Source organism: Blastococcus tunisiensis (genome assembly GCF_900112815.1).
Lineage (GTDB): Bacteria > Actinomycetota > Actinomycetes > Mycobacteriales > Geodermatophilaceae > Blastococcus_B > Blastococcus_B tunisiensis.
The window spans coordinates 46848-70373 of sequence record NZ_FOND01000008.1; the positions used below are offsets into that span (position 1 = coordinate 46848).

Consider the following 23526-nt stretch of genomic DNA (forward strand, 5'->3'; position numbering starts at 1 on the left):
GAGTTGCTCTCCGCACGCTCGGCCCCTGCCCACACCCGTGGGCAGGGGCCGAGCTCGTGCAGGGGTACCTCCGCCACCGGTTCCACGTGGCCGGCGCGGAGCCGGACCGGCAGGCTGCGGGCATGACCGAGCCGCGCGAGGACGACGAGACCAACAACCTGCACCCCGGGCAGCACGACGAGGGCGGGCACGGCGGCATGGCCACCCGCGAGCGGGACGCCGAGAAGGCCGATGACCAGCCGGGGGACCGCCCCCGGGGCTGACCCCGGGTGACCGGTACGGGACCGGACGCCGGGTCCGGACGCGCGGACCGGACGTCAGGGACCGGCCAGCGCCCGCAGGACGTCGGCGGTGTGCGCGTCGGCGGGCAGGAACGCCTCGATGCTCAGCTCGGCCGCGGTGAGGTCGACGGCGGTGCCGAAGGTGGTCACCGTGCTGAGGAAGCTCAGCACGTCGTCCCCGGCGCGGACCCACAGCGGCACGACGATCCCGTCCGGAGGCGCGCGGTCCGCGCCGCCGGGCAGCGCGGCGAGCTCGTCGTGCAGCGCGCGCAGCCGTCCGTCCCCGGTCAGGTGCGCCTCCCGGTCGAGGCGGTGCAGCACGTGCCGGCGCCACTGCGGCAGGTTGAGGATCCGCGGCGCCAGCCCCTCGGGGTGCAGGCTCAGCCGGAGGACGTTGACCGGCGGCACGAGCAGCTCGTCGGCCACACCGTCGGTCAGCAGGGCGATGCTGCGGTTGCCGGCCACCAGGTTCCACGACCGGTCGACGACCACCGCCGGGTACGGCTCGTAGGCGGCCAGCACGAGGTCGATCGCCCGTCGGACGGCGGCCATGTCCGGGTCGTCGAGGCCGCGCCGGCCGTAGACCGGCGCGAAGCCCGCCGCCACGAGCAGGTCGTTGCGCTCGCGCAGCGGCACCTCCAGGTGCTCGGCCAGGTGCAGCACCATCTCGCGGCTCGGCCGGGCCCGGCCGGTCTCGACGAAGCTCAGGTGCCGCGCGGAGACCCCCGCCTCGCCGGCCAGGTCGAGCTGGCTGAGCCGCCGGCGCTGCCGCCAGTCGCGCAGCAGCTCCCCCACGGCGGGCCGGGTCCGGACGCTGGTCACGGGAAGGGACGCTAGCGACGGCGGCGCCTGGTGTCGCTTACCTGCGAGGTAATCGACCCGCGGCCGACGCGGCGCCACGGTGGCCGCATGACAACCTCTCCCGCCGCGGCGACCGCGGCTCCGCCCCGTCCCGATTCGCTGCTGCGGTTCGCGCTCCGGCTCGACGCCGTCGTCAGCGGCCTCAACGGCGCCGCCTACCTGGCGGCCGCCCCGCTCCTGGACGACGTCCTCGGCCTCTCCGGCGGCCTGCTCCGCGGCGCCGGCGTCTTCCTCCTCGTGTACGGCGCCGCCGTCTGGCTGGTCGGAACGCGCCGGCCGATCCCCGCGACCGCCGTCGAGGCCGTGGTCGCCGGCAACAGCCTGTGGGTCGTCGGCAGCCTGGCCGTCGTCGCCACCGGCACGCTCACCCCCACCACGGCCGGCGCCGTGTGGCTCGTCCTGCAGGCGGCCGTCGTCGCCGGGTTCGTGGCGCTGCAGGTCGCCGGCCTCCGCCGGCGCTGACGGCGGTCCTCCGGAGGACGGCGGGACGACCCCCGGCCTCAGCGGGGGGTCGTCCGGCGCCGGAGCGGCCACCGGAGCCGACGGCGCCGGGCGGCCGCCGGCGGGGGCGAGGGCGGCGGCGGGACCGGTGACCGGTCCCGCTGCCAGCCGGCCACCAGCGCCTCCACGTCGGCCAGCCCCGGCACCGGCGACCACCGGCTCTCCTGCGGGCGCCGCCAGAAGGCCCGCACCCGGTCGTTGAAGTCCTCGGCCACCGCCCGCACCTGCTCCTCCGAGGCCAGCCGGGCCACCCGTGCGGGCAGCTCGTCCCGTTCGCGGCGCAGCCCCAACCCGGGCGGCAGCATCGCGGCGGTGTCCACGCCCTCCCGCCGGGCCTTGGCGACCGCCCAGTCGTAGGCGGTCTCGTCCCGGTCCAGGCCCCGCAGCGGCTTGCCGGCCCCGTCCAGGTCCTCGAACTCCCCACGGGCGATGCTCTGCGAGATCTGGTGGTCCACCCAGCTCTGCACGGACATCCCGGGGGGCTTGCGCTCGGTCATCGCACGCCATCGTCCCAGCGGTCTGCCAGGGTGGCGCGGTGCGGACGACGAGCAGCCGAGAGGTCTACCGGAACCCGTGGACGCGGGTACGCGAGGACGTGGTCGAGCTGGCCGACGGCTCGACCAGCGTCTACGGCGTGGTGGAGCGGCCCGACTTCGCCCTGGTGCTGCCGGTGGACGGCGACGGGTTCTGGCTGGTCGAGCAGTTCCGCCACCCCATCGGACGGCGCAGCTGGGAGTTCCCGCAGGGCACCTGGAGCGCCGGCCGCGACGGGAGCCCGGAGCAGCTGGCCCGCACGGAGCTGGCCGAGGAGACCGGGTTCCGGGCCGGCCGGCTGGAGCACCTGGGCCGGCTGGACCTGGCGCCCGGGCTGATGACCCAGCGGTTCGACGTCTGGCGGGCCACCGACCTGACCCCCGGCCCGACGGCCCGCGAGGCCACCGAGGCCGACATGCGCTCCGGGTTCGTCGGGGAGGCGGAGCTGCGCGCCATGATCGGCGACGGCCGGCTCACCGACGCACCCTCGCTGGCGGCCTACAGCCTGCTCCTGCTGGCGGCCGGCGCCGGCTGACCACGCCTGGTCACGACCGGCCCTCGATCGGGTGTGACCTGCACCGGCCGCCGTGCATCGGCGCCGGTCAGCGGCCAGGCTGTCCGGGTGCCTCTGTCCGTCCCCGGCCTGCCCGGGCTGCCGCCCGACCTGTCGGGGCCGGTCGCGGTGGAGCTGGCCAAGCCGGTGCGCACCATCCCCCCGTCGCACGCCCTCCCCGGCGGCTGCCGCTACGAGCCCAAGTGGGACGGCTACCGGCTGGTGGTCGTGCGCAGCGGTGGCACGACCCGCGTGTGGTCCAAGCAGGGCCGGGACCTGACCGACCGGTTCCCCGACGTCGTCGCGGCCGCCGTGGCCCAGGTGCCCGCCGGCACCGTCCTCGACGGCGAGGTGGTCGTCTGGAACGGTTCGCGGCTGGACTTCGGCCTGCTGCAGCAGCGGATGGTCACCGCGGCGGGCCGGATCGGGCCGCTGGTGGCGGCCTCCCCGGCGTCGTACGTGGCCTTCGACCTGTTGGCCGCCGGCGGCGAGGACCTGCGCGGCTGGACGCTCACCCGCCGGCGGGCGGCGCTGGAGGACCTCGCGGCCCGCTGGGCCCCGCCGATGCAGCTGTCCCCGGCCACGGCCGACCCGGCCGAGGCGCGCACCTGGTTCGACGACTACCGCCCCGCCGGGATCGAGGGCCTGGTCGCCAAGGGGGCCGGCACCCGCTACGCCCCCGGACGGCGGGAGTGGCTCAAGGTCAAGTCGTGGGAGACCACCGAGGTCCTCGCGGGTGGGGTCATCGGCCCGATCGGTGCGCCCAGCCAGCTGGTCGCCGGCCGCTACCGGGACGGCGAGCTGGTCGTCGTGGGCAGGACGAGCCCGCTGAACCCGCGGCAGTCCGCCGAGCTGGCCGCCGTCCTGAGCCCCGCCACCACCGATCACCCGTGGCCCGAGCGCATCGGCACCGGCGCCTTCGGGGGCGGCCGGCTGTCGGTGGCCCTCACCCGGGTGGCACCGACCGCGGTGGTCGAGGTCAGCGCCGACGCCGCGCTGCAGGCGGGCGTCTTCCGCCACCCCCTGCGTTTCGTCCGGATCCGTCCCGATCTCCGACCGGAGGACCTCCCGCCCGTCCGGTGAGAATGCGCAGCTCAGGCGCCTGTCCCCCGCCCGGGTGAGGCCTGCGCAAGCTGCACGGCCCCGGTGCCGATGGGGGTGCGTGAGCGTCCCCGCCGTCCCGACCGCCCGTGCCGCCTGGCTGCACGCGGCGCTCGCGGTGCTGGCGGTCGGCCTCGTCGTCACCGTCGTCCCCGTGGGCCCGTGGCGGCCCGCGGCGGAGATCGCGCTCTTCGGCCTCGGCCTGGCGGCCGCCGCCACCGCGCTGCGCCGCCACCGGACACCGCTCGTGGTCGGCTGGTGGGGCCTGACGCTGGGCCTGCTCCTCTTCGCGCTGAGCTGTGCCGCCGAGGTCCTCGAGCTGACCGGGATCGTCGCCGGCCCGGCCGGCGCCGCCGAGACCGCCCTGGACATCGCGGCCTACGCCGCGGTGGTCGTCGGCGCGCTGGGCGTCGTCCGCACCGGTGGCGGGCGCCGGAACCCGAGCTCGTGGCTGGACACCGCGACGCTGCTGCTCGCCGGCGGGCTGGCCGTGCTGGCGGTCGGGGGCGACCGGCAGCCGACGTCGGGGGACCTCGCCGAGCTGGGCATCGGCACCCCGGTGCTCACCGCGGTGCTGCTGATCGTCTGCGTCCCGCTCGCCATGTCACGCGGGGGCCGGTCGGTCAGCACGATGGCGCTCCTGGCCGCGGCGGCGCTCACCGTCGTCGGGTACGGCGGCCGCATCCTCGTCGGCACATCGCTGCGCGACTCCCCGTTCCTCGACCCGCTGCCGCTGCTCGCCGTCGCGGCGCTGGTGCTCGCCGGCCGGCATCCCGCCGTCGCCCTGATGGGCCGCGACCCGGAGTCCGAGCAGGACGCCGCCACCACCCGGGTCCTCGGCCTGGGTGCGGCCCTGCTGGTCAGCCCGGCCCTGCTGATCCTGTGGACCATGGGGCACGGCGGCGTCGGCTACGTGCTGGGCGCCGGCAGCCTGCTGCTCACCGGCATCGCGCTGTGGCGGCTGCTCGCGCTGAACCGGGAACGGGAGCGCACCCGGGCCGCGCTGACCGCCAGCGAGGCCCGCCTGCAGCTGCTGCTGGAGAACGCGGCCGACGTGATCGCGATCGTCGACCCCTCCGGCTCCATCGCCTACATGAGCCCGGCCGTGCAGTCGCTGCTCGGCCGCCCGCCGGCGGAGTACCTCGGGCGCAACGCCATCGAGCTCGCCGATCCGCGCGACCAGCCGCGGCTGCGTGCCGCGGTCGCCGCGGCGGGCAGCGCGAGCGACATCGAGGCCGGCGGCGTGGACACCGACATCCGCGTGCAGCACAGCTCCGGCGGCACCCGCTGGGTGGAGATGCGGATCAGCGGCCGCGTCGCCGCCGCCGGCATCGAGGGCTGGGTGGTGAACTTCCGCGAGGTCACCGACCGGAAGATGTTCGAGGAGGAGCTGCGCCGCCAGGCCCGGACCGATCCGCTCACCGGGCTGATGAACCGGACCGCGTTCTCCGACCGCCTGGCCGCCGCCACCGGCTCGATCGACGTCACGGCCCCACCGGCCGTGCTGTTCGTCGACATCGACGACTTCAAGGCCGTCAACGACTCCCTGGGCCACGCCGCCGGCGACGACCTGCTCGTCACCGTCGCCGCGCGGCTGACCGCGGACGTCCGGGCCGACGACGTCGTGGCCCGGCTCGGCGGCGACGAGTTCGCCGTCCTGCTCGCCGACGCCGACGCCGAGCGGCTGCGCGACGTCGCGGACCGGCTGCTGGCCTCGCTGCGCGCGCCGATGGCGCTGGCCGGCACCCGGGTGTCGGTGACCGCGAGCATCGGCGGGGCGCTCGGCCGCCCCGGCGACACCGCCGAGCACCTCCTGCACGCGGCCGACACGGCCATGTACTCCGCGAAGCGCTCCGGCAAGGACTCCCGGTCGCTGCTCGACGTCGCCCCCGGGCGTGCCTAGGGCTGCTGCGGCAACCGCCCCCGGGCCACCAGCAGCCGGCGGAGCAGCCCGGCCAGCAGCTCCTGGTCGGTCCGCGACAGACCGTCCAGCAGTTCCCGCTCCGTCTCCAGGTGGTCGGGCAGCGCGGCGTCCAGCGCGGCCCGGCCGGCCGCCGTCAGCGTGACGACGACGGCGCGGCCGTCGGCCTCGCTGCGCTCGCGGGTGATCAGGCCCCGCTCCTCCAGCCGGTCCAGCCGCTGGGTGATCGCCCCGGAGGTGACCAGCGCCGTGCGCATCAGCGCGGTCGGCGTGAGCTGGTAGGGCGCCCCCGCCCGCCGCAGCGCCGCGAGGACGTCGAACGACGGGGCATCGAGGCCGTACCGGGCGAAGGTCGCCCGCTGGGCCAGGTAGACCTCCCGCTGGAGCTGGGTGATGCGGCCGATGATCCCCATCGGGGAGCAGTCGAGGTCCGGCCGCTCCCGCGCCCACTGCTCGAGGATCAGGTCGACCGCGTCCTCCGCCGGGCCCCCGGGTGCCGGGTCCTGCACCGGATCCACCGACACCGCCTCCCGCACGTCGCTCACCGTAGTTCCCCCGACACGTCGAGCGCGGACAGGTGCTGGGCGAAGGTCCGCGGCGGGCGGCCGAGCAGTGCCTCCAGCACCCGTGGGCTGCCGGTGAACCCGTGCGCCCGGTAGTGGTCGAACATCAGCCGCGCGCAGTGCGCCGCGTACTCCTGCGGCGGCGGGACCGGCCCGTCGGGGACGACGTCGACCGCGCGCACCTCCCGGCCGAGCCGGGCCCCGGCCAGCTCGGCGATCCGCGGCGCGGTCAGCGGCTCGGGCCCGACCGCCTCGAAGGTGCCGCCGTCGAGGCCGTCCTCGGTCAGCAGCGTCGCCGCGGCGTCGGCGACGTCGCGCAGGTCCACCAGCGACTGCGCCTGCTCCAGCCCCCACGGACTGCGCAGCACGCCGGTGTCCGCGGCCTCGGCCAGCTGGCCGTCCAGGTTGTCGGCGTAGGCGCAGGGCTGGAGGACCCGCCAGCGCAGCCCGCCGGCGTCCAGCGCCTCCTCCACCCGGTCCTTGGCGGCGTGGTGCGGCATGCTGCGCGCCTGCGGGCGCAGCACCGAGTGGTAGACCACCCGGCCGACCCCGGCCCGGCGCGCGGCGGCCAGCAGCGCCGTCGCGCCGGCCGTCTCCCCCGGGTCGAAGTTCGGCCAGATGAGGTACAGCGCGTCGGCGCCGGTGAGCAGCGGCTCCACGGCGGCCGGGTCCGTCAGGTCCACGGCGACGACGTCCGCGCTGAGCGCGGTCAGCTCCGGTCGCGGCCGTCCGCTGCCGACCAGCGCACGCACCCGCAGCCCGCGCCCCCACAGCGCCCGGACGACGGCACCCCCCGTCGCGCCCCCGGCCGCCGTCACCACGATCACCGGGATACCTCAGCAGTGAGGCATCTGCCCGTCAAGCAGGACCCCTCGGGCGGCGGTCAGCGGATGCGCGAACTCAACCGGACACTGAGCCCTGTCGGCCCGGGCAGCACGTCCACGTGGTCCCACAGCTTGCGGGCAAGCCACAGCCCCATGCCCCCGCGGGAGAGGTCCGCGCCGTGCGCAGGGAGGAAGCCGCTGAACGGGTCCCCGTAGGAGGTGCCACGGTCGGCGATGACGCAGACGACGTGCGTCCCGTCGCCCCAGACGCGGGCCGACACCGGGGGCACGCCGTGCCGGAAGGCGTTGGCCGCGATCTCGCTGGCGGCCAGGTGCAGGTCCTCCTGCTGGTCCCGCCGGGGCACCAGGGCGGCGATCACGTCGTGCAGCTGGTGGCGCAGCCCGGCCAGCGTGCCCGCGTCGTCGACGGCGAAGGCGGGCTCGTCGTCCTCGACCGGCTCGCGGGGCAGGGGGAGGGAGCGGACGAAGTCGTCCGGGTCCTGGAAGCCCGGGTTGGCCCGCGGCCCGGCGGCGCCGACCAGCACCGGGTGGGTCGCGGCAGCGCTCTCGACCACCGGCTCGGGCAGCCGTCGCCGGTCGTAGGTGCAGATCACGTCGACGGGGACGCCGCCCATCAGCCGGTTGAACGCGGCCTCGAAGCGCAGGCCCTCGCGCCAGCCCGCAGGCTCGGCGCCGAAGTCGATCTCCGACAGGACCCGCAGCCGTCCCGAGCCCGAGGCGGCGGCCCGATCCAGGAAGCGGCCGGCCATCGCGAGCGCGTCGGGGGCGCGGGAACCCAGCAGGCTCAGTCGCGGCTCCGACTCCACGGCGGCCGCCCGCTCACCGAGCTCGGACGTGATCAGCTCGACCGTGCCGGGCAGGCAGTTCAGGGCGACGAGGTCACCGTTCCGCAGGCCGGCGTCTAGGAAGGGCAGGGCCACGTCGAGCAGTTCCACGTCACCGCCCACCACGGCGGCCGCGTGCCCGCAGCTCACCGGCGCACCGCCGTTCCCGGACCGCTGCGCGGGCAGGGAGAGGAACGAACGCATGGTCGCAGAGCGATCCACCTGCCCCCCGTGATCGGTCCGGACCGGTCGACCCCGGTCGATTGAGCGTTCATTCTGGGCCATGGGGTGCCGGGCACCGCAACCGGGGCGGCTCCCATCAGATGGCGTGCGGCTCACCCTGGCGGCCGGCGCAGGACGCCGTCCCCAGCCAGGAGTGCGGGGCGCCCTGGTAGCACCAGCCCAGCCGGGGCCGCCGGGCGCTCACCCAGAGCGCGGGCACCCGCTTGTCCCCCGCCCGCGATCCGGCGACCGAGAAGCAGTTGCGGCCGCGCAGGACATTGGGGTCGGAGACCAGCAGGGCCAGGCCCTCCGCGATGGTCAGCGGGGTGCGGCCGGCCGCGGCGAGGCGGGGCAGCACCTCGCCCGGCGGCTGGTCGAACGTGCCGGCCCCGAGGTCGACGTCGAGCAGCAGGTACGGCCCGACCGGGACGTCGAGCTCCGGCAGCGGCCGGAAGCCGGCCACCTCCTCGTCGGTCATCGTGGTGAAGCCGGAGCCGCCGACGGTGTGCACCGTCTCCAGCACGGGCACGACCGGCAACGCCGGGAAGACGACGACGAACGGGATCCGCTCGGCACCGCCCGCCACGGGGGGCAGCACGTCCCGCAGCGGCTCCGCGCAGGCACGGAAGCAGGACTCGGCCAGCTCCATCGCCTCGGGCAGCCCGGTCATGACGAGCGCGTCGACCTGGCGGTCGAACTCGAGCTCGGCCTCGGTGGGGCAGGCGGCCACCGGCATCGCGGTCATCGCAGAACCTCTCGGACGATCCCCGCCGAGGACGTCAGCGGGCCGTTCGATCATCGGCGGCCACTCCGGCTCCCCCAGGCCGCCGGCCAGCAAGCCTAGCCAGGTCCCGCCGATCCGGCCCGCCGACCTCGCGAACATCTGACTCCTCCAGGGCGCCGCAGTCCAGCCCGCGCAGGAGAACGGCCGCCAGCGCCCGGGCCGTCGCGGGCTCGTCGAGCACGCCGGCGTCGGCGCGGTCCAGGTAGGCGGCCAGCCGCCCGGCCGCCGCGGGCAGCGCCTGGCGGTAGAAGGCGTAGGTCGCGGCGTACCGGGTGACCAGCTGGGCCGGGTGCAGGTCCCAGCCCTGGTAGAGGCCGCGCTCGAGGGCACGGCGGACCAGCCCGGCGTGCAGCCGCCAGGCCGCGTGCACCTGGTCCCGGCCGCCGACCGGCAGGACGTTGGTCGAGCCGTCGACGGCCACGGCACCGGTACCGGCGACGGCGACCTGCATCAGCTCCTTGGCCAGGTCGGCGGCCGGGTGGTCGGCGGCCTGGTGGGCCGCGGCGATGCCGAGCGCGGCGCTGTAGTCGTAGGTGCCGTAGTGCAGACCGGCCAGTCGCGGCCCGGCCGCGTGCACCATCCGCGCCAGCGTCACGGCACCGTCGGGGCCGAGCACCGCCTGCGGCGTCTCCACCTGGAGCTCCAGGGCCAGGGCGACGCCATGGGCGTCCTCGAGTGCGTCGAGCACCGGCAGGAAGGCCCGGACCTGCTCGACGTCGGTCACCTTCGGCAGCGTGACGACCGCCCGGCGGAGACCTCCGGCGCCGACCGCCCCGAGGAAGAGGTCGAGACTGCGCACCCCCCGCCGCCGGGTGGCCCCCTCCAGCGACCGGATCCGGATCCCGGCCGACGGCGGCCCCGTGCCCGCGGCCCGGTCGGCGGCCACCGCAGCCGCCGCCCGCAGCACGTCGTCGTCCTCGGCGCGCGCCCCGCCCCGGTAGCCGTCCTCCGCGTCGACCCGCAGGTCCTCGACCGGCTCGGTGGCGAGCGTGGCCCGCACCCGGGTCAGCAGTTCCTCGACCAGCGCCGGGTCCAGCCCGAGGTCGGGCAGGCCGTGCTCGTCCAGCGCCGCCAGCGCGGCCGCCCCCCATCCGGCGGCCAGGCCGGGGACGACGGCGTCGGCCGGGACGTAGCAGGTGTGCACCGGCTGACGGTCCGGCCGGTCTCCCGGGTAGGCCGCCAGGCGCGCGTCGTCGACCGGGCCCAGCCGCCGGTCGAGCTCGGCGTAGACCGCCTCGGGCAGTGACCGACTCATCGTCTCGCCCCGGCCCCCACGACGGCCGGCCTTCCCCACCGGTCGCCGCCCTCGCGGTCGGGCGCGAGGTCGGACGCCCTGCGGTGAGGTCGGCGGTCGTGCTGGTGCACCGGCGGCGGCTCGGTCATTCCACGAGCCCGTACGCGGGCAGGGTCAGGAAGTCGGGGAAGTCCTCGGCGAGCGCCACCTGCTCGAACAGCGCCCGGGCCTGGTCGACGTGGTCCAGCCGTCCGATAGCGGCGACCTCCTCGTCGATGACGCGGCGCACCAGCTCCGCGGTGACCGTCTCCCCCGTGTCCAGCTCGACGGCGGCGTGCACCCACTGCCACACCTGCGAGCGGCTGATCTCGGCGGTGGCGGCGTCCTCCATCAGCCCGTGGATGCCCACGGCGCCGTTGCCGGCCAACCAGGCGGCCAGGTAGCGGATCGCCACCTCCACGTTCGCCCGCAGCCCGGCCATCGTGCGCTCGCCCGGCACGCCGGCGACGTCGAGCAGCTGCTCCGGCGTGACCGAGACGTCGTCCCGGAGCCGGTCGAGCTGGTGCGGCCGGCCGCCGAGCACGGCGTCGAAGGCCTCCCGGCAAACCGGCACCAGGTCGGGGTGCGCCACCCAGGAGCCGTCGAAGCCGTCACCGACCTCGCGGGTCTTGTCCTCCCGGACCTGCGCCAGCGCCCGCGCGTTGGCCCCGGCGTCGCGGCGGCTGGGGATCGCCGCCGCCATGCCGCCGATGGCCAGGGCGCCGCGGCGGTGGCAGACGGCGACCAGCTGCTCGGTGTAGGCGCGCATCATCGGCGCCGTCATCGTCACCGCGGCCCGGTCGGGGAGCACGAACTCCGGCCCCGCGTCGCGGAAGACCTTGATGATGCTGAACAGGTAGTCCCAGCGGCCGGCGTTGAGGGCGGTGGCGTGGCTGCCGAGCTCGTGCAGCATCTCCTCCATCTCGAACGCGGCCGGGATGGTCTCGATCAGCATGGTGGCGCGAATCGACCCGGCCGGGAGACCCAGCACCTGCTCGGCGTGGTCGAACACCAGCGCCCACAGCCGCGCCTCGAGGGCCCCCTCCAGCTTGGGCAGGTAGAGGTACGGGCCGCTGCCGCGGTCGAGCTGCTCGCGCGCGTTGTGGAAGAGGTAGAGCCCGGCGTCCACGAGGGCGCCCACGGCAGGCGCGCCGTCCACCAGCAGGTGCCGCTCCGGCAGGTGCCAGCCGCGGGGCCGCGGCACGATCGTCGGCAGCTCGCCGTCCTCGCGCAGCCGGTACTCGCGCCCGTCGGGGGCGGTGAAGGCCAGCGTCCGGCGGACGGCGTCCCGGAGCACGACCTGCCCGCCGACGACGTTGCGCCAGTGCGGCGTGTTGGCGTCCTCGAGGTCGGCCAGCCAGACGTTCGCCCCGCAGTTGAGCGCGTTGACCGCCATCTTCGGCTCGGTCGGCCCGGTGATCTCGACCCGGCGGTCGACCAGCCCGGGCGGTGGCGGGGGAACCTGCCATCCGCCGGTCCGGACGGCCTCGGTCTCCGGCCGGACGTCGATCCGGCGGGCGGTGGCGATCTCGGCCCGGCGGGTCGCGCGGGCAGCCAGCAGGGCGTCGCGGTGGGCGCCGAAGCGGGTCTGCAGGTCGGCCACGAAGGCCAGCGCCCCGGGCGTCAGGATCTCCTCGCCCCGCTCGACGGCCGGACCGTCCACGCGCACGTCGGCCATGTCCCCGCCGTCCCTTCCGTGCTTCGTCGCGAGGGACGCGGCGCTCCTCCGGTCCAGCACCGTTCCCGGGTCCCGGTGGACCACCGAGGCTGGCATCCTCTCACCGTGAGCTCCCTCGACGACTTCAACGGCGAGCCCGCCGACCGGGCCGTGCAGGCGCTCCGGGCCTGCAACGCCGCCCCGCGGTTCGCCGCCGAACTGGTCGCCGGCCGGCCCTACCGGGACGTCGGGACGCTCGTGGACCGCGCGGAGGAGGTCGCCCGCGCCCTGCCGTGGGAGGAGGTGCTGATCGCGCTGGCCGCCCACCCGCGGATCGGTGACCGCCCGGAGGGCGATTCCACGGAGGCGATGTCCTCCCGCACGGAGCAGAGCTCGATGAGCGGTGCCGACGACGCCACACGGGAGGCGCTCGTGGGCGGCAACCGCCGCTACGAGGAGCGGTTCGACCACGTGTTCCTGATCCGCGCCTCCGGCCGCAGCCCGCAGGAGATGCTGGCCGAGCTGGAGCGCCGGCTGGGCAACGACGAGGAGACCGAGCGCGCCGAGGTCACCGGGCAGCTCGCCGAGATCACCGCCCTGCGGGTGCGGGCGCTGGTGTCGTGAGCGTCTCCACGCACGTGCTCGACTCGGTCCTGGGCCGCCCGGCCGCGGGGCTCACCGTCCGGCTGCTCGCCGGGGAGGACCTGCTCGCCGAGGGGGTCACCGATCGCGACGGTCGCTGCCGGCTCACCGAGGAGGCCACCTCGGCCGGTCCGCACCGGCTGGTCTTCGCGACCGGCGGGTGGTTCGCCGACCAGGACCGCGAGACCTTCTACCCGGAGGTCGTGATCACCTTCGACGTCCGGGAGCCGGACGCACACCACCACGTCCCGCTGCTGCTCGCCCCGTACGCCTACTCGACCTATCGCGGCAGCTGAGGGTTCCACGGGAAACATCCCCGCCACCCACACAGGGAAAGGTGCGCGCATGGCGATCAGGCTCGGACCGAACCAGTACGGGAAGGCGGAGGTGCGCGTCGTCGCGGTCGACCGCAGCTCGCCGCGGCACACCCTCGTGGACCTGAACGTCAGCACCAGCCTGCGCGGGGACTTCACCGCCGCGCACGCCACCGGCGACAACAGCCACGTCCTGACCACCGACACGCAGAAGAACACCGTCTTCGCCTTCGCCCGGGAGGGGGTCGGGACCCCGGAGGAGTTCGGCCTGCGGCTGGCCCGGCACCTCGCCGGCTCCTACGACTGGATCACCGGCGCCCGGGTGGCCGTGGCGTCCTACGGCTGGGACCGGATCACCGTCGCCGGCGCCGAGCACGACCACGCGTTCCGCAGGGCCGGCGCCGAGCACGACCACGCGTTCCGCAGGGCCGGCGCCGAGGTCCGCACCGCCGTCGTCACCGTGGACGGCGAGGACGAGCACGTGATCGCCGGCCTCGCCGACCTCGTCGTCCTCAAGACCACCGGCTCGGAGTTCCGGGGCTTCCCGCGGGACCGCTACACGACGCTGGCCGAGACGACCGACCGGGTCCTGGCGACGGCGGTCACCGCGCGCTGGCGCTACCGCGCCGGCGACCTCGACTACGACGCGCTCTTCGCCGGGGTCCGGACGGCGCTGCTGGAGACGTTCGCCTCCACCCACTCCCTCGCGCTGCAGCAATCCCTCCATGCGATGGGCGTGGCCGTCCTCGAGCAGTTCCCGGAGGTGGCCGAGATCCGGCTGTCGATGCCGAACCGGCACCACTTCCTGCAGGACCTGTCCGCGTTCGGGCTCGACAACCCGGATGTCGTCTACCACGCCGACGACCGCCCGTACGGGCTGATCGAGGGCACCGTCCTGCGCGACGACGTCCCGCCGGCGGAGATCGCGTGGCAGGGGACGCCCGGGTCCTGCTGAGGTCAGCCGGCCTCGACGCCGATGCCACCGAACACCACGACGGCGTGGATGCGCAGGTCGGCGGCGTGCTCGTCGTGGGTGCGCTGCAGCGAGCCGTCGGTGCCGATGCCGCCCACCCCGCGGAACCGCCACCAAACCCGCCAGTCCGCCGGCACCCGCACGGCGAGGCCGGCCATCATCGCCCGCACGGTGAGGTCGATGCCGTGCGGCGGCAGCGGGAGGGCGGTCAGGTCGATCTCGCCCCCGGCCATGGCGAGGTCCAGCCGGAGCCGGGACAGCTCGGGGTTGGTCGGGCGCAGCTCGACCCCGCTGTGGGTGATCGCCCGGCGGATGCTCGTGCTCGTCTCGTCGCCCTCGTCCCTGCGGCGGGCGAGGAGCCACCCGGTCACCGCCACGACGGCCTGGAAGGCGAACCAGCCGAACAGCCAGGGCCGGAGCCTGCGGAGCGCGGCCGACCGGGAGCGGGACGTCGTCATGCACCCAGCCTGCCGTGTGGACGGCCCGCCGCCCAGGGGACGGGCGGCGGGCCGGCCGATTCAACGGCCGGAATGGCGGCCGGCCGGCAATGACGGCGGCGGCGGTGGGAAGCCCCCCACCGCCGCCGCGTCTCAGGCCGCTCCGATAGCGCGTCAGTACCGGAACACCGCGACCGAGCTGAACGAGGTCGCCGTGCCCGCGACCTCCGGCGGTTCGCCGTTGCCGCGTTCTTCGGCGGTTCGCTGGAGCGACTACAGCGGAACGGCGGCGAAAGATCCGGCCTTTCTGGTTCCGGGTGCCGTGCCTGGCCGGGTCAGCCGTGCACGAGGCGGTAGAAGCGGAAGACGTCGTGCTCCACCGGCAGCACCTCCAGCCCGGAGAAACCGGCCGCCCGCGCATAGCCCTCGAGGACCGCCGGACGCATCACCGTGCCGGTGGCCACCGACGGGGTCGTCGACCGGCCGTCGGGCAGGCAGCAGGTGAGGCTGTAGCCGTACATCAGCCGCTCGACCTCGTCCCCGGGGGCCGTGAACGTGTCGGCGACCTTCTCGTCCACCACCAGCACCGTCCCGCCGGGGCGCACCATCGCGCGCATCGCCGCCAGGACGGCCACCGGATCGGGCATGTCGTGCACGCACTCGAACGCGGCGACCAGGTCGTAGGCCCGCTCACCGGCCAGCGTGCCGACATCGGCGACGGTGAACCGGGCGCGGCCGTCCAGGCCGGCGTCCACCGCGTTGCGGCGGGCGGCCTCGATCGACGGGGCGTCGACGTCGAAGCCGTCGACCCGCGCGGCCGGGTAGCCGCCGGCGATGCCGAGCGCCGACCAGCCGAAACCGCAGCCGACGTCGGCCACGCGGCCGCCCGCCCGGAGCACCGCGTCGACGGCGGGGATCGCGGGCAGCACCTCGGTCACCAGCGGGCCGGCGAAGAACGGCCGGTTGGCCCCGGCCTGCGCCTCGCGGGCGTCGGAGCCCATCTCGGCCCAGCTCAGCCCGTCACCGGTGCGGTACACCTCGGCCAGCCGCGGCACGTTCCGGGTGAACGCCATGGCCGCGCGCGCCAGCGGTGCGGCGAACGCCGGGTCGAGCTCGTCCACCAGGACCGCCCGGTGCTCCTCCGGGAGGGTGTAGCGGCGCACGTCGGGCGCCGCCGCGACGTCGTCCACGGTGAGGTAGCCGGCCACGGCCTGCTGCTCGAGCCACTCACGGGCGTAGCGGGCGTCGGAGCCGGTCCGGGCAGCCAGCTCCGGCGGGGTCGCTGCGGCGTCGGCGAGGGCCCGGTACCAGCCGAGCCGGGCGCCGAGATCCACGGCGGCGGTCTCGAAGGCGCCGATCACGGCGGCGACCAGCCGGTCGCCGAGCGCGCCACCGGACGGCGGCTCGGGGGACGCGGCCCGTTGTTCGGGCGGGCGCGGGTGCGACGGAACGGTCCGGGACGGGTCTGCCTGGGTCATGCCCCGTCACCGTGGCCCGACCGGACCCGGGGGACAAGGGTCAGCGGCGCGCGGAGGCGGTGACCGTGAACTTCGGCGTCTGCACCACGACGCGGGTCGGCCCCACGAGCCGGGCGAGCACCGGTTTGTAGCGCAGCGCGCTGTTGTAGACCGTCCACAGCTCGCCCCCCGGTCGCAGCACCTGCGCCGCGGCGGCGAACAGCCGGTCGGCGGCGGTGGTCACCACCGCGGCGCCGACGTGGAACGGGGGGTTGCAGACGACCAGGTCGACGCTCGCGTCGGGGAGGGAGTCGGCCGCGTCGTCGCGGACCACCCGGATGCGGCCGGCGAGGCCGTTGGCCTCGGCCGTCGCGCGGGCCGACGCCACCGCCGCGGCGGACTGGTCGACGGCGAGCACCTCCAGCACGGGCCGCGTGCGGGCCAGCCGGGCGGCCAGCACGCCGGTGCCGCAGCCCAGGTCGAGGGCCGTCCCGGCATCGGGGGCCATCCGGTCCAGGGCGCCGAGCAGGGTCCGGGTGCCGACGTCGATCCTGGTCCCGGCGAAAACCGCCCCGTGGGCCCGGACGGTCAGCCCCAGGTCGGGATGTTCCTGCGCGCGGGGGAACGAGGACGGACCGCGCTTCGGGCCACGGGCGACCAGCACCCGTGACTTCTGCCGGGCGAGCGTGGCCGAGACGTCGGCGAAGGAGTCGCCCAGCACGTCGTTCATCGCGTGCGTCATGTGCTTGACCCGCCCGCCGACGAGCACGGTGACGTCGGGAGCGGCGACGGCGGCGACCCGCTCGGCGATCTCCCGGAGGGCGTCCAGGGCCTTGGGCGCCTGCACCAGCACGACCCGGGCGCCGGTCGCGACCTCTGCCAGGGGAAGCGAGCGGAAGGTGCCGGCCAGGCCGGTCCGCTCGGCGTTGCGGGCCAGCGCCCGCTCGCCGACCAGCAGGTCCTGCGCCACCCGGACGCCGGAGGCGCCGTGCAGGGCCACCGCGCCGAGCGTGAGCGCGCCGTAGGCGTCGTCCACGACGGCCACCTCACCGGGTCCGCACAGGGCGAGGGACGCGGCCGCCTCGTCCAGCAGCAGCCGGTCGGTCGCGTCGACGGCGACGAGTTCCGGCGCCTCGACGTCGGGAGCCCGCCGGAGCCGGGCGAAGAGTTCGGCCGGTGCCGTCACCGGGGCGTCGACGCGATGAGCTCGGCGACGACCCGGGCGAGCTCGGGGCCGACGTCCTCCTGGAGGAAGTGGCCGCCGCCGGGCAGCGTCGTGTGCGACATGCCATGGGCGCCGGGAACCAGCTTCTGGAAGACCCGTTCACCGCCGCCGGTGATCGGGTCGCCGTCGGAGAACGCGGTCAGGAAGGGCTTGTCCCAGCGGGACAGGACCTCCCATGCCGCGCGGTTGGCGGCCGCGGCCGGGTCGTCGGGCCGGGTGGGGACCAGCGCCGGGAAGACCCGGGCTCCGGCCGTGTAGGAGTCGTCCGGGAAGGGGGCGTCGTAGGCGGCGACGACGTCGGGGGTCAGCCCGCCGACCGTCCCGTTGCCGACGATCCGGCCGATCTGGAACTGCGGGCTCTCCTGGGAGAACCGCTGCCAGGCCAGGAAGGCATCGCTCATCTTCTGGTCACCGGTCGGCAGGCCGGTGTTGGCGACGACCACGCGGGCGAACCGGTCGGGGTTCTCGGCGACCAGGCGCAGGCCGATGAGGCCGCCCCAGTCCTGGCACACGAGGGTGACGTCCCGGAGGTCGAGGCGCTCGAACAGCGCCTCCCGCATCCACCCGACGTGACCGGCGTAGCTGTAGTCCTCCCGGGCGGCCGGCTTGTCCGAGCGGCCGAACCCCACCAGGTCGGGGGCGACGACGCGCAGGCCGGCGCCGGCCAGGACCGGGATCATCGTCCGGTACAGGAACGACCAGGACGGCTCGCCGTGCAGCAGCAGGACCGTCTCGCCGTCCGCCGGCCCGTCCTCCACGTAGGCCACCCGCAGGCCGCCGTCGACCTCCACGTACCGGGGCTCGTACGGGAAGTCGGGCAGGTCGGCGAACCGCTCGTCCGGGGTGCGCAGGATCTCCATACCGCCCAGTCTCACCCGAGCTGCGGCTCGGCCACCCTTCAGGGGCCCGCGCCGACCGTGCAGAGGTGCTGCTGGTGGTGATCCCGCCGTAGCCGGCTGCCGAACCATGCGAACTCGTGGCCATCAGCGGCCGATGACCACGAGTTCGCATGGTTCGCGCCGGCCGTGTGGTGGGCCCGCGACGGCGGCTCGCCGGTGCGGGAGGCAGGATCGGGGACATGCCCGTGACGACGCGTGAATGGCAGCTGGCGGCCCGGCCGCACGGCGAGCCGACCCCCGAGGACTTCCGGCTCGTCGAGCTGGAGCACCCCGACCCGGCCGAGGGGCAGATCGTCGTCCGGATGCTCGCGATGTCGGTCGACCCGTACATGCGCGGCCGGATGAACGCCGGGAAGTCCTACGCGGCGGCCTGGGAGGTCGGCGAGACGATGAAGGGCGGCGCGGTCGGCCGGGTGGTCGACTCGCGTTCCCCCGCCGTGCCCGAGGGCGCGCTGGTGCTGGCCGACGCCGCCTGGCGGGACGTCGCCGTCCTCGACGCCCGGCACGTGCGGGTGCTCCCCGAGCTTCCTGGCATCCCGCCCAGCTACCACCTCGGCGTGCTCGGCATGCCCGGCCTGACCGCCTACGTCGGCCTCTTCCGGCTGGCGGCGTTCCAGGAGGGGGACGCGGTGTTCGTCTCCGGGGCCGCCGGCGCGGTCGGCAGCCTGGTCGGCCAGTTCGCGAAGCTGAACGGGGCCTCGGCGGTGGTCGGCAGCGCCGGGACGCCGGAGAAGGTGCGCTGGCTGACCGAGGAGCTGGGCTTCACCGCGGCGTTCGACTACCACGACGGCCCGGTGGCGCAGCAGCTGAGGACGGCGGCACCCGGCGGGATCGACGTCTTCTTCGACAACGTGGGCGGCGAGCACCTGGAGGCCGCCATCGGTGCGTTCAACGAGTTCGGCCGGGCCGCCCTCTGCGGAGCGATCTCGGGCTACAACGCCGTCGAGCCGCAGCCCGGGCCGCGCAACATGTTCATGCTCGTGACGAAGAAGCTCAGCCTGCGCGGCTTCATCGTCAGCGACCACGCCGACCTGCACGGCGAGTTCATCGAACGGGTTCCGCAGCTGGTGACGTCCGGCCGGCTGGTCGTCCGGGAGACCGTCCGCGAGGGGCTCGACCAGGCCGTCCCGGCGTTCCTCGACCTCCTGCGCGGCGGCAACACCGGGAAGATGATCGTGCGGCTGGCCGAGGCGTGATCAGCACGCGCTGATGGCTGCCGCGACCCCCTTCGGGACAGCCACCGAGGTGTGGTGATCATGGATCGGCGGTTCCCCACGGTGGCTCCGGGGCAGAGTGCTGTCCATGTGGCTCTTCCTCACCCGCCGGCTCCGCATGTGGGTCCTCCTCACCGTCCTCGCCCCGCTGGCCACCAAGGTCCTGCGTGGCCTCGGCCGGACGCTGGAGCGGCGAACCGGCCCCTCCGTGATCAGCAACGGCCTGCTCAAGGCCGGTGAACTCGGCGAGCGGGCGCGGACGGCGCTGGGCGGCAAGCCCCGCCGGTGACCGCGCTGCGCACCTGAGGACGACATGACCACCTCCCCCTCTCCCGACGTCGACCGCCCCGATCCCCGCTCCCCCGCGCTGGAGCAGCGGACGGCGGTCGGCGAGACCCGCGGCATCGCCCTGTTCTGCCACGGCGGCACCGTCGCCAGCGTCGAGCCACCCAAGGCGCGGGCGCTCTCGCTGGTGCGGATGCGGGCCGTCGAGCAGTCGGTGCACGGCAGCACGGCCGACCGGGGCATCACCACCGCCCTGCTCCGCTACCGGGTCGCCGGCTGGAACGGCGAGGCCGCGGACGCCTTCCAGGACGTCCGCTGGGCGATCGAGCGGCTGCGGGCCCAGCACGGCACCGACGTCCCGATCGTGCTGGTCGGCCACTCGATGGGCGGGCGCGCGGCCCTCCGCGCCGGCGGGGAGCCGTCGGTCACCGCCGTCTGCGCCCTCGCGCCGTGGACCCCGCCCGGCGAGCCGGTCATGCACCTCGGCGGTCAGACCGTGGCGATCCTGCACGGCCTCGGTGACCGCTGGGTGCCCGCGCGGCTGTCGGCCGAGTTCGCCGTCCGTGCCCGCCAGGCGCACGCCCGTGTCGCCCGCTTCACCATCGTCGGCGGGCACGGCATGGTGCGCCGGTCCCAGCGCTGGCACGGCTTCGCCCGGGACGTCGTCCTGGCCGGCACCGGCCTCGAGCCGATGCCCGAGGCGATCGCCACCGCCCTGACCCGGCCGAGCCCCGAGGGCCTCGCCGTCCCCCTCTGATCCTGCCCCCCTCGCCCGCCGGCGGCGACGACCGCTTCCGGGCCCGAGGTCTGGCGCCGCGCCCATCGGGTAGCCCCCCGCCGTGGAGGAGCTGCTCGCCGAGGTCGTCAACGTCCTGGTCGTCATCGTGGAGGCCTGCGGGGCCGCGGTCATCATCATCGGCGCGGTCTGGGCCTTCGCCCGCTTCGCCTGGGTCGGGTTCCGGCAGCGGACCACGGCCGCGTTCGTCCCCGTCCGGCTCACCCTCGGCCGCTTCCTCGCCCTGGGCCTGGAGTTCCAGCTGGCCAGCGACGTGCTGCGGACGGCAGTGGCACCGAGCTGGGAGGAGCTGGGCCAGCTCGCCGCCGTGGCCGCGATCCGGACGGCGCTGAACTACTTCCTGTCGAAGGAGATCGCCGAGGAGCGGCGCCAGGTCGCCGCGGAGCAGGACCACCACGAGGTGACGTCGACGGACCACCGGGGCTCCGGGGTGTGAGCGCCGTCGCGGAGGTGACCCGCCTCGCGGCCCTGGGTACCGGGCTGGCCGCGGTGGTCGCCGGCGCCCTGGCCCTGGTGGTGACCCGGCGCCCGCTGCCGGCACTGGCCGTCCTCCTGGACCTGCTGCTGGCCGCCGGCCTGCTCCGCCTGGCCGGCGACCCGGACTGGCAGGGCATCGTCACCGCGGCCGCGATCGTCGCCCTCCGGCACCTGATCGGTGTGGGTCTGCGTGCCGGTGGACGGGCCTGGACGGGACCGCGCCCACCGGCCGCGAGCGCTCAGGAGAAGAGCGCGCTGTAGCCGTTGAGCGCCGGCTGACCGCCCAGGTGGGCGTAGAGCACGGTCGACGACCGGTCGATCTCCCCGCGGCCCACCAGGTCGATCGTGGCGGCCATCGACTTCCCCTCGTAGACGGGGTCGGTGACCATGCCCTCGGTGCGCGCGGCCAGCTCCATCGCCGCGATCGTCCCCCGGTCGGGGATGCCGTACACCCCGGCGGAGTAGCGCTCGTCCAGTTCGACGTCGTCGGCCGTGAGCTCCCGCTCGACGCCGATCGCGCGCGCCGTCCGCTGCGCGATCCGGAGCACCTGGTCCCGCGTCTCCGCCGGCTTCGCTGACGCGTCGATCCCCAGCACCCGCCGGGGACGGGCGCCCCGCTCCTCGCGCTGGGCGAAGCCCGCGACCATGCCCGCCTGGGTGGACCCGGTCACCGAGCAGACGATCACCGTGTCGAAGAAGACGCCCAGCTCCGCCTCCTGCACGGCGAGCTCGTGCGCCCACCCGGCGAAGCCGTGCCCGCCGAGGGGGTGGTCCGAGGCCCCCGCCGGGATCGCGTAGGGCTTCCCGCCGCGCTCCTCGATCTCGGCGAGCGCCGTCTCCCAGCTCTCCTTGAACCCGATGCCGAAGCCCGCCTTCACCAGCCGGACGTCCGCGCCTGCGAGCCGGCTGATCAGGATGTTGCCGACCTTGTCGTAGACGGCGTCGGGCCAGTCCACCCAGCTCTCCTGGACCAGCACGCACCGCATCCCCACGCGGGCGGCCACCGCGGCCACCTGGCGGGTGTGGTTGCTCTGCACCCCGCCGATCGACACGAGGGTGTCGCAGCCCCGGGCCAGCGCGTCGGCCACGAGGTACTCCAGCTTCCGGGTCTTGTTGCCGCCGAACGCGATGCCGGAGTTCACGTCCTCCCGCTTGGCCCACACCGCGGCGCCGCCGAGGTGCTCGGTGAGCCGGTCGAGGCGGTGGACGGGCGAGGGCCCGAACAGCAGCGGGTAGCGGGGGAAGTCGTCCAGGCTCATCGGGGGTGCCCTTCCAGTTCGGACAGCAGCGCCGTCCAGATCTCGGTCGTGGTGGCGACGGCGTCCTCGACGTCGTGCCTCGCGCAGGCCTCGATGAGCCGGTCGTGCAACTCCACCGAGGGGTGCCCGGCCGCGTCGAAGCGCCGCCGCTCCAGCCGGCGGACGGCGGGGGTGAACCGGGCCGCCGTCGCGGTCACCGCTGCGTTCCCGCACCGGTCGAGCAGTACGGCGTGCAGGTCGTCGTCGGCCGCCAGGGCGTCGTCGAGATCCCCCGCCTCGACGGCGGCGGCGAAGCGCCGGTTGGCCGCGCGCATGGTGGACACGTCGTCGTCGGTCACCCGCCCGGCCGCTTCCTGGGCGGCGAGTTCGTGCATGGCCCGGACGACGACGGCGGCGTCGCGCACCTGGGCGGGGACGAGCGGCGTGACCCGCGTGCGGCTCTGCGGCTTGCTCTCCACCAGGCCCTCGTCGGCGAGCCGGGCCAGTGCGGCCCGCACCGGCGCGACGGACAGGCCCAGCCGGACGGCGAGGTCGGTGTCCTTGATGACCTCGCCGGGCGCCAGGTCCCCGACGACGATGGCCTCCCGGATCCGGTCGAGTGCCACGTCCCGCAGGAGGACGCGACCGCCGGGTCCGAGAGGTGCGGGCACGACTGACATCTCAGATGTCGATGACGCCCGAGTCAAGCCCCGTGGCGGGCCTCTCCGCTCACACCGGTGGCCCGGTCGCCGTGATCAGCTGTCCCCGGAGCCCGGTTCGGCCATCGGCCGGGTGACCTTCGCGCCCACCGAGTCAGGGGTCATCGCCGAGAGGCGGCCCATCGCCCTGCTGCTCACCGACCCGCCGAAGACCGACGCCTCGCCCTTCATGAGCCCGTCGAAGCCCTGCCTGGCCACCTGCGCGGGGTCGTCCTTGGACGCCTGGCCGATCCTCGTGTCCTCGAGATCGGCCCGCTCGAAGAACTCGGTCTCCGTCGGGCCGGGCAGCAACGCGGTCACGCTGACGCCGGTGTCCTTCAGCTCCTCCCGCAGGGCGAGGGCGAAGGACTGGACGAACGCCTTCGACGCCCCGTAGACCGCCTGGAACGGCTGCGGCGCCTGGGCGGCCACCGAGGAGGTGAACAGGATCCGGCCCTGCCCGCGCGCGGCCATGTCCTGCGCCACCCGCTTGCCCAGGTGCACGGTGGCGGCGCAGTTGAGCTCCACCACCGCCAGCTCGGCATCGAGGTCGTTGTCCACGACGGGGCCGCCGACGCCCACGCCGGCGTTCACTGCCGCCGCGACCAGCGGGCGCCCGGCACCCCGGACCGCGGCGACCAGCCGCTCGACGTCGGCCCGCTGCGTGAGGTCGACGCTCACCGGCGCCACCGTCGCCCCCATGGCGCGGAGCTCCTCGACGGCGTCGTCGAGCTCGACGTCCTCGGCGGCGACGACCAGGTCGAAGCCGTTCTCGGCGAACTGCTTGGCCAGCTCCCGGCCGATGCCGCTGGAGGCACCGGTCACGAGGGCGAGGGGGCGGGGAGCGGTCTGGGTCACGGGTGCCTCCTGACGGGGATCTCGGTACGCCGGGTTCATGCCCAGCCGGCGCGCGGCCACGCGTTCCGCGAACCCGGTGTGTAGCCCACCCAC

The 23526-nt window shown here is 75.4% G+C and carries 28 protein-coding genes; 13 read left to right on the plus strand and 15 right to left on the minus strand.

What is annotated here, in order from left to right; all coding sequences use genetic code 11:
* The first annotated feature begins 122 nt into the window (after positions 1–122).
* On the plus strand, positions 123–263 hold the full coding sequence (locus BM142_RS24535) for a hypothetical protein (RefSeq protein WP_175527244.1): 141 nt from the start codon (positions 123–125) through the stop codon (positions 261–263).
* A gap of 54 nt (positions 264–317) precedes the next feature.
* Here the strand turns inward: BM142_RS24535 and BM142_RS11550 are convergent, their stop codons facing one another.
* Entirely contained in the window at positions 318–1103 is a 786-nt protein-coding gene (locus BM142_RS11550; RefSeq protein WP_092198407.1) for a helix-turn-helix domain-containing protein, read from the minus strand.
* Between the two features lie 87 nt (positions 1104–1190).
* On the opposite strand from BM142_RS11550, the gene BM142_RS11555 reads away from it, so the two are divergent.
* Positions 1191–1604: a hypothetical protein gene (locus tag BM142_RS11555; RefSeq protein WP_092198410.1), complete on the plus strand. Its 414-nt coding sequence runs from the start codon at positions 1191–1193 to the stop codon at positions 1602–1604.
* Positions 1605–1642: 38 nt separating this feature from the next.
* Here the strand turns inward: BM142_RS11555 and BM142_RS11560 are convergent, their stop codons facing one another.
* On the minus strand, positions 1643–2140 hold the full coding sequence (locus BM142_RS11560; protein ID WP_092198413.1) for a DnaJ family domain-containing protein: 498 nt from the start codon (positions 2138–2140) through the stop codon (positions 1643–1645).
* Positions 2141–2178: 38 nt separating this feature from the next.
* Here BM142_RS11560 and BM142_RS11565 point away from each other — a divergent pair, with 38 nt between their 5' ends.
* The 3 genes from BM142_RS11565 (at position 2179) to BM142_RS11575 (ending at position 5734) form a co-directional block, all read left to right on the plus strand.
* Entirely contained in the window at positions 2179–2712 is a 534-nt protein-coding gene (locus tag BM142_RS11565; RefSeq protein WP_092198416.1) for an NUDIX domain-containing protein, read from the plus strand.
* An 87-nt stretch (positions 2713–2799) separates the two neighbouring features.
* On the plus strand, positions 2800–3813 hold the full coding sequence (locus BM142_RS11570; RefSeq protein WP_092198810.1) for an ATP-dependent DNA ligase: 1014 nt from the start codon (positions 2800–2802) through the stop codon (positions 3811–3813).
* A 79-nt stretch (positions 3814–3892) separates the two neighbouring features.
* Complete coding sequence (locus tag BM142_RS11575) at positions 3893–5734, plus strand: sensor domain-containing diguanylate cyclase (RefSeq protein WP_092198418.1); 1842 nt, start codon at positions 3893–3895, stop codon at positions 5732–5734.
* Here BM142_RS11575 and BM142_RS11580 read toward each other — a convergent pair.
* The 6 genes from BM142_RS11580 to aceB all read right to left on the minus strand — a co-directional run bounded on the left by BM142_RS11580 (position 5731) and on the right by aceB (position 11941).
* On the minus strand, positions 5731–6297 hold the full coding sequence (locus tag BM142_RS11580) for a MarR family winged helix-turn-helix transcriptional regulator (protein WP_254790820.1): 567 nt from the start codon (positions 6295–6297) through the stop codon (positions 5731–5733). The genes BM142_RS11575 and BM142_RS11580 overlap by 4 nt on opposite strands.
* On the minus strand, positions 6294–7142 hold the full coding sequence (locus tag BM142_RS11585) for an SDR family oxidoreductase (RefSeq protein ID WP_092198421.1): 849 nt from the start codon (positions 7140–7142) through the stop codon (positions 6294–6296). Before BM142_RS11585 ends, BM142_RS11580 begins: the two co-directional genes overlap by 4 nt.
* A 56-nt stretch (positions 7143–7198) precedes the next feature.
* On the minus strand, positions 7199–8188 hold the full coding sequence (locus BM142_RS11590) for a sensor histidine kinase (protein WP_175527245.1): 990 nt from the start codon (positions 8186–8188) through the stop codon (positions 7199–7201).
* Positions 8189–8303: 115 nt separating this feature from the next.
* On the minus strand, positions 8304–8951 hold the full coding sequence (locus tag BM142_RS11595; protein WP_092198427.1) for a DUF5701 family protein: 648 nt from the start codon (positions 8949–8951) through the stop codon (positions 8304–8306).
* A 34-nt stretch (positions 8952–8985) separates the two neighbouring features.
* Positions 8986–10245 carry a DUF6986 family protein gene (locus BM142_RS11600; protein WP_092198430.1) on the minus strand — a complete coding sequence of 420 codons (1260 nt, stop codon included), beginning with the start codon at positions 10243–10245 and terminating at the stop codon, positions 8986–8988.
* A gap of 124 nt (positions 10246–10369) precedes the next feature.
* Positions 10370–11941: a malate synthase A gene (aceB, locus tag BM142_RS11605; protein WP_092198817.1), complete on the minus strand. Its 1572-nt coding sequence runs from the start codon at positions 11939–11941 to the stop codon at positions 10370–10372.
* A gap of 105 nt (positions 11942–12046) precedes the next feature.
* Here aceB and uraD point away from each other — a divergent pair, with 105 nt between their 5' ends.
* From uraD to pucL, 3 genes are read left to right on the plus strand one after another with little or no spacing between them, the layout of a single operon-like run.
* Positions 12047–12544 carry a 2-oxo-4-hydroxy-4-carboxy-5-ureidoimidazoline decarboxylase gene (uraD, locus tag BM142_RS11610; RefSeq protein WP_092198433.1) on the plus strand — a complete coding sequence of 166 codons (498 nt, stop codon included), beginning with the start codon at positions 12047–12049 and terminating at the stop codon, positions 12542–12544.
* Positions 12541–12858 carry a hydroxyisourate hydrolase gene (gene uraH, locus BM142_RS11615; RefSeq protein ID WP_092198436.1) on the plus strand — a complete coding sequence of 106 codons (318 nt, stop codon included), beginning with the start codon at positions 12541–12543 and terminating at the stop codon, positions 12856–12858. The genes uraD and uraH overlap by 4 nt, the downstream gene beginning before the upstream one ends.
* A 49-nt stretch (positions 12859–12907) precedes the next feature.
* Positions 12908–13831 carry a factor-independent urate hydroxylase gene (pucL, locus tag BM142_RS11620; RefSeq protein WP_092198439.1) on the plus strand — a complete coding sequence of 308 codons (924 nt, stop codon included), beginning with the start codon at positions 12908–12910 and terminating at the stop codon, positions 13829–13831.
* 2 nt (positions 13832–13833) lie between these two features.
* Here pucL and BM142_RS11625 read toward each other — a convergent pair whose 3' ends face one another.
* The 4 genes from BM142_RS11625 to BM142_RS11640 form a co-directional block, all read right to left on the minus strand.
* Positions 13834–14307, minus strand: coding sequence for a hypothetical protein (locus BM142_RS11625; RefSeq protein WP_092198442.1), 474 nt, complete (start codon positions 14305–14307; stop codon positions 13834–13836).
* A gap of 314 nt (positions 14308–14621) precedes the next feature.
* Positions 14622–15764 carry a class I SAM-dependent methyltransferase gene (locus BM142_RS11630; RefSeq protein ID WP_092198445.1) on the minus strand — a complete coding sequence of 381 codons (1143 nt, stop codon included), beginning with the start codon at positions 15762–15764 and terminating at the stop codon, positions 14622–14624.
* 40 nt (positions 15765–15804) lie between these two features.
* Positions 15805–16929: a class I SAM-dependent methyltransferase gene (locus BM142_RS11635; RefSeq protein WP_092198448.1), complete on the minus strand. Its 1125-nt coding sequence runs from the start codon at positions 16927–16929 to the stop codon at positions 15805–15807.
* Positions 16926–17828: a haloalkane dehalogenase gene (locus BM142_RS11640; RefSeq protein ID WP_092198451.1), complete on the minus strand. Its 903-nt coding sequence runs from the start codon at positions 17826–17828 to the stop codon at positions 16926–16928. The genes BM142_RS11635 and BM142_RS11640 overlap by 4 nt, the downstream gene beginning before the upstream one ends.
* 218 nt (positions 17829–18046) lie before the next feature.
* Here BM142_RS11640 and BM142_RS11645 point away from each other — a divergent pair, with 218 nt between their 5' ends.
* The 5 genes from BM142_RS11645 (at position 18047) to BM142_RS11665 (ending at position 20900) form a co-directional block, all read left to right on the plus strand.
* Entirely contained in the window at positions 18047–19063 is a 1017-nt protein-coding gene (locus tag BM142_RS11645) for an NADP-dependent oxidoreductase (protein ID WP_175527246.1), read from the plus strand.
* Positions 19064–19169: 106 nt separating this feature from the next.
* Positions 19170–19370 carry a hypothetical protein gene (locus tag BM142_RS11650; RefSeq protein WP_092198823.1) on the plus strand — a complete coding sequence of 67 codons (201 nt, stop codon included), beginning with the start codon at positions 19170–19172 and terminating at the stop codon, positions 19368–19370.
* Positions 19371–19394: 24 nt separating this feature from the next.
* Entirely contained in the window at positions 19395–20123 is a 729-nt protein-coding gene (locus BM142_RS11655; RefSeq protein WP_092198454.1) for an alpha/beta hydrolase, read from the plus strand.
* A gap of 82 nt (positions 20124–20205) precedes the next feature.
* Positions 20206–20598 carry a DUF1622 domain-containing protein gene (locus BM142_RS11660; protein WP_092198457.1) on the plus strand — a complete coding sequence of 131 codons (393 nt, stop codon included), beginning with the start codon at positions 20206–20208 and terminating at the stop codon, positions 20596–20598.
* Positions 20595–20900 (plus strand): DUF1622 domain-containing protein, encoded by a 306-nt coding sequence (locus tag BM142_RS11665; protein ID WP_092198460.1) that lies wholly within the window; start codon positions 20595–20597, stop codon positions 20898–20900. The genes BM142_RS11660 and BM142_RS11665 overlap by 4 nt, the downstream gene beginning before the upstream one ends.
* Here BM142_RS11665 and BM142_RS11670 read toward each other — a convergent pair.
* The 3 genes from BM142_RS11670 to BM142_RS11680 form a co-directional block, all read right to left on the minus strand.
* On the minus strand, positions 20879–21898 hold the full coding sequence (locus BM142_RS11670) for a 1-aminocyclopropane-1-carboxylate deaminase (protein WP_092198463.1): 1020 nt from the start codon (positions 21896–21898) through the stop codon (positions 20879–20881). The genes BM142_RS11665 and BM142_RS11670 overlap by 22 nt on opposite strands.
* Positions 21895–22557, minus strand: a complete 663-nt coding sequence (locus tag BM142_RS11675; protein ID WP_092198465.1) for a GntR family transcriptional regulator — start codon at positions 22555–22557, stop codon at positions 21895–21897. Before BM142_RS11675 ends, BM142_RS11670 begins: the two co-directional genes overlap by 4 nt.
* A gap of 75 nt (positions 22558–22632) precedes the next feature.
* The gene (locus BM142_RS11680; RefSeq protein ID WP_092198468.1) at positions 22633–23433 is read right to left on the minus strand and encodes an SDR family NAD(P)-dependent oxidoreductase; all 801 of its coding nucleotides are present in this window, start codon (positions 23431–23433) and stop codon (positions 22633–22635) included.
* Between the last annotated feature and the right edge of the window lie 93 nt (positions 23434–23526).